The organism is Rhodopirellula sp. JB055, assembly GCF_043100905.1.
Taxonomy (GTDB): Bacteria; Planctomycetota; Planctomycetia; order Pirellulales; family Pirellulaceae; genus Rhodopirellula.
Map to the genome: position 1 here is coordinate 1 of NZ_JBICHO010000633.1, position 5,360 is coordinate 5,360.

Annotated in this window: 1 protein-coding gene and 1 pseudogene; both read right to left on the bottom strand. The window is 56.4% G+C overall.

Going from position 1 to position 5,360, the window contains the following annotated elements; all coding sequences use genetic code 11:
• Positions 1–1,399 (bottom strand): annotated as a pseudogene (locus ACF8AM_RS24560) (VWA domain-containing protein); the annotation flags it as partial.
• Positions 1,400–1,703: 304 nt separating this feature from the next.
• Entirely contained in the window at positions 1,704–4,952 is a 3,249-nt protein-coding gene (locus ACF8AM_RS24565; protein WP_392558184.1) for a DUF6797 domain-containing protein, read from the bottom strand.
• Positions 4,953–5,360: the final 408 nt, after the last annotated feature.

The window sequence follows — 5,360 nt, forward strand, 5'->3', positions numbered from 1 at the left end:
AAGCACTTGGATCCTTTCGTGAATGCTCGCCCGCTTGATAAATCGCGTACAACATCGGCACCGGCATGACTTTGTCATCATCCAAATCGGCCAGCAATTCAGCGGTGGTTTCGCGAGTCGGTTGCTTTGCGATGGTCGACCAAACTCGCTCCGCCTCACGATCCATTTCGACATCAACAAAGTGAGACGACTCACTCGCCCGATTCGCGATTTCCTGGCGGAGTCCCTGCAGTTGTCGATCAAGCCGACTGTACCACCGAGCACTTGATGCCTTCGCGGCTTCTCCACCGTAAACCGATTGAGTGATCGCGTGCATCGTGCGTTGGATCTGTGACCAAGCGTGTGCGTCGACCGAACTTGGATCGTGTTTCTCGAGAACGACGACTGAATCAATCGCTGCTTTCAATCGATCCGTTTCATCCTTGGACGGAGGAGGCGTTTTGACATAGGAGGCCCCGAAGTGTCCACGACTGGCGCGTGCGACGGTGACCGGATTGGACGAGGCGGTTCGATGCAGTGTCGGTGTTTGGGCCACGCCGCGATGCTGCTGCGACCATCCGCCAACCTGCTGGCGAACGAAACGATGCAGTTCCTCAGTGTCAACCAAACCATCCGCCCGGCTCGTTGTCCCATAGCCGTCCGCAGCCCCCGCCAATCCCTCGGCAACATACCGGGTGAAGACGTCTCCATCACCGCGCCGGGAATAGAAACTGCGCTGCCCACGTGCTGTCGACGATAGGATCGTGACGTTGGACTCCGGGTAATTGCGAGCGTGTCGGGCCAGTGTCTCGGTCAATCGATCATCAAACTCGTTGTCGGCAATTCCCGCGGGCCAGTGCGACCGCAGCCGACCGCATTCAAGCAGCAACAACAGCGGCCGAACGTTGTCACGCGACTGAATCTGGGCGACTCGATCCAAAAAATCATTGATCGGAAACCAAGTGGAACCATCCACAACGGATCCGTTGGGTGGCACCCAACACGCTTGCCCGTCGTCATTCACAACGCCGTGCAGATTGACGTAAAAGATCAGTGGGCGATCACTCGGACAGGAAGCGAGCGCCGCTCGAATGGAGTCGTCGGCCTGATCCCAAAACCCACCCGCCAACTCGCCAGCACCGGGCAAGGCTTGGACCGAGTACGTGCTTTGCCCCAACGTCCGAATCCAATTCAAATCTTCCGCGACCCAAGCGTTCACGTCCCACTCGGGACCATAAACGCCCGTCAACGTGAAGATCGGTGTCCGGGCGGAGCGTGACAGGACCGACGAGACAAATCCCCCGCTCACCAGGACCATTGCAATCAAGCAAAGACCTAGTAACAACGGGTTGCGACCTGCAGCCCCATTGGTGGCAAACATGGACGATTTGGTGGTGGCGTGGCCGGGATGACTCGACATGCAACAACACTCATCAGCGATTCGAACTGGACGCCTCCCAATCAGTGGCAGTGCCAAAACGGACAACCACTCGTTCGAATCATCGGAATGCTCGCAGACGACATTTCGCTTGCAACACGAAAAATCGGAATGACCCCAACCACTGCCCGCATAATCGATACAACTCAACGAAACCGACCACCAGGCCTTTCCTTGATTCGCCGACAATGCCGTCGTTGCCAACAGTCACCGATCAAACGAGTTTCACGCGGTTCCGTCCTCTGCGCGATCCGAGCGAATCGATTCCAATCGCGTCACCGCTCGATCAATTCAGTTCGTGGATCGTGTTGTGGATCACGCGATGGATCGGTACTCCGTCCGCATCTCGCAGATCCATCTGAATCTCCATGCACCACGTCGGCTTCAGAGCGGGAAGCTCCAGGACGATCTCACGTTGCTCAGCATCCCAACGGGCCGAGGCGACCTCGATCGTTTGCGTATCAAAGTGCTTGGAACCGTAGTTCTTCGATCGTTTGATGTTCCAGCGACTGATCGAAAAGCTTTCAGGAGTGACCGACTCCGGGTCGACCTCGTCGCTCAATTCAATTCGCACCGTTGTTCCGCGACATTGCAGACTCAGCGGCACGTGGATCGGTTTGCCGGTGTAGCGAACCCGATAAAAACCGCCGTCGGCTTGCTGCGTTCCCGCCCACGAATACATCCCGGTCACGTACAAGTCACCATCGCCAGGATGGAATCGCCCACGCATGATCCCGGTTGGGAATGGAGGCAGCGGCAATTCACACATCCCACCCTGCATCTGATCGCCAATGATTTCATGAGGGGCAACATACAACTTGCCGTAGCCGTAGGACATGTTCAGCAGCGAATCTTTCAGCGGCCCCCACTTGTCACTGGTCACCCACAATAACTCCGCCGGCGAACGGTCGAACGAATTGGTGATCCAGCACATCGGCGGCTCCATCGCGGAGTCACTTGGATCGGTCACGTCGTGATACCCCAGCATGTTGCCATAGAACCGACCCGGACGAACCCAGTTGATGCGGTTCTTTGGATTCCAATGCCCTTCTTGGTCAGTGACGAAGAACGTTCCATCGTCGTTACGGCAAACGCCGTTGGCGGCACGAAAACCATTCGCAAGAATCTCGGTCGACGATCCGTCGGCAGCAACCTTCAACAACGTTCCATGATGAGGAACAATCGCAGGCAACGCGTGGCAAGCTGACTTGGCATAGTAAAAGTTGCCATCGTCATCGCATTGCAATCCCATCGCGAATTCGTGGAAGTGATCGGTGACGAAGTGGTCGTGATTGAAACTCTCGTAGTAGTCCGTTTCGCCGTCGCCGTTGAAATCATGCAAACGGCAGATCTGATCGCGACAAGTCACAAAGATCTCGCCGTCGCGAATCTTGATCCCGAGCGGTTGAAACAAACCCGATGCGATCCGTTGCCAGGTCACCTCCGGTTGATGCAGTCCGGTGACTTTCCAGACGTTCCCGTCCCAGTCACTCAGGACGGCGGATTCACCATCGTCCAAGAAGTCGACACCGGTCAATCGCATCCGGCAGAACCATGGATTGTTCACCGGGTACTGAATCGTATCGACCGCAAAGGGTCCACCATCGTCCGCGGTTGTGATCTTGGTGGTGACAAATTCAGGCCAGCGTTTCGCATTCTCGCTCGTGGACGCCGCCCATTCCTTTGCCGAACGAGCAGCCGGATCGATTCCTTCAACGAGTTCGCCAATGATTTGCTCTGCCTCTGCTTTGCTCTCGCACCGAACGGCATGAACCGTGAAGTCTCTTGCATTCGCGTTTGGCATCAATGCCAGTCGGATTTGACCGTCGGCGAATTGCCACTCCGATTGGCTGACGTCACCCGTGGCGGCGAATAGCAACGCCTCCGAACCATCCTCGGGGCTCGACCAAACCGCCGACGCGTGATCTTCATCCAGCAACACTTCTCCCTCTTCACGATCAGCCACCCGCATCGTCAACCGACGCTCGTTGGGATCCACGGAAAGCGACCGCTGGAAAATGGCTTTCTCGCCCAGTCGTTCAAGCGTCGGCCGCTCGTGAACATCGATTCCCCCGACGCGATAGTGCAGGATCGTTTCCATCCCGCTGACGTAAGTCCCCTGGTAGTCGATCCAGTCTTTGGGCAGTGGTCCATAAAAACGACCATCGCGTCCCGGTTCACGGACCTCGTCAAAGGAATCGTTTTCGGGGTTGGCCCATCCAGGACCGTTTGCGTTTTCAAACACCACCTCGCCGACAATGCGCGGGTGTCTCCGATGGACACCGTTGAAGTTGATGCCGTTGTAATCGATGAATTCATCGCCCAACCAAGCAGCCGCCACTCGCATGGTGTCGTGCTCATAAACGACGCGATGCTCACCTCGCGTGATCCCGCCTCGACCTTGGTCAAGACGAATTGCGTGCCCCTTGTAAGCAAAGTTTCTTGCGTCGTCGCCGATCTCAACCGTCGCCATCAAGTTGGGGCCGTAGTCCATTTCCCGCCAAGCCTCGATGAGCGATGGTTCCGGACCGCGCGTATCGCCCTTGGGCAAACTCGCCAAGTACTCTTCGTCCACCCGAGCGAACTGAGTCGGGTTGTGATCCTTCAAGTACGTCTGCCGGATGTAGTGAATCACATCGTACTTCTGCTGCGGCACCAGATTTCGCTGCGGCAGCATCAAACCAAAACCCTTCGTGATGGTTTGGTACATGCTGTGAGGATCAAATCCATTCTTGAATTTCCACGACGCAAATCGCAACGACGACGGCAGTGAACCTCGGGCATCTACCGTGCCGTGACAATTCACACATGTTCGGTTGTAGATCGCTTCGCCACGTTTCATCGCTTGTTGATCCAACGAAGCGAGAATGCCAGCGTGGTCGATGTGTGATTCGTAGTCCGGCAATGGCTCGGCCGTTGGCATGACCTTCGGCTGCAACTCGGCTGCCCGCGCCACACCACCATCGCGAATTTCAATCAGGTATCGAACCAAATCCAAAAACGCTTGGCGGCTCCCGATTTGTTCCGCGACACCCTCGGGCATGACGGACAATTCGCTCATCGCGACGGCTTCTATTTCGTCCCCGCTGATCTCGATCGTTTTGCCAGTCGATGGATCGCGCAGCTGGACCGACTCATCGGACTCAGCCACGAGAACACCGGTCAGCACTTTCCCATCGACGGTCAAAACTTGGACCGTCTCAAACCCCTTTGCGATGCTTTTGGACGGATGAAGAATCGCATCGACAATTCCGGCATTCGACAAGTCTGGATTGGGCGAGGCAAGATTTGGCCCCACGTTGGCCTGCGACTTCTCCGCCGCATCATTGACGGCATGACAATTGGCACACGACATCGAGGGGGTGAAGAACACCACCGCTCCTCGCACCGCGTCACCACCCGACACGGCGTCCGCGGCCAGTTTCTCCGGCGACTCAAACATCAACGCCTGCAAAACCGCTCGGTCATCCTGTGCCCTCGCAGTGGATCCAATGCCGAACAATAGCAGCATTCCGATAATGGTGATTCGATTCACAAATCGTTTTCCCTTGGAGGCCAGGCAAAGCATCGCTGCCCAAAACAGTCGGCTACAGAATAGTCGTCGCAGAGATTTCCATCTTCTGCTTTTTGAAGCAATCGCACCAGGAGAACTCCGCCGGCGAGTGGGAATTCCAACCCGCCATCGAGCCGCTAAGATATCGCGACCGCCCCAATCTGCTTTTGAAGTAGCGTTTTTGTTTTTTGGGTAACCCAACGCATCACGGCTTGTTGATTGAGATCACAACCCGACGCGTGAGCGAGGGACCCACAGCCTGGTTGAACTGGCACCCGATCTCCCGCTCACGCGCCGCGTTGTGAACTCGAGTGAATCAACCGGCCGTTTCGGCTGGCGAATTCGGCTTTCAGGCGGCAAAACGGGATATCTGAAGGCAATTCGGGGCCC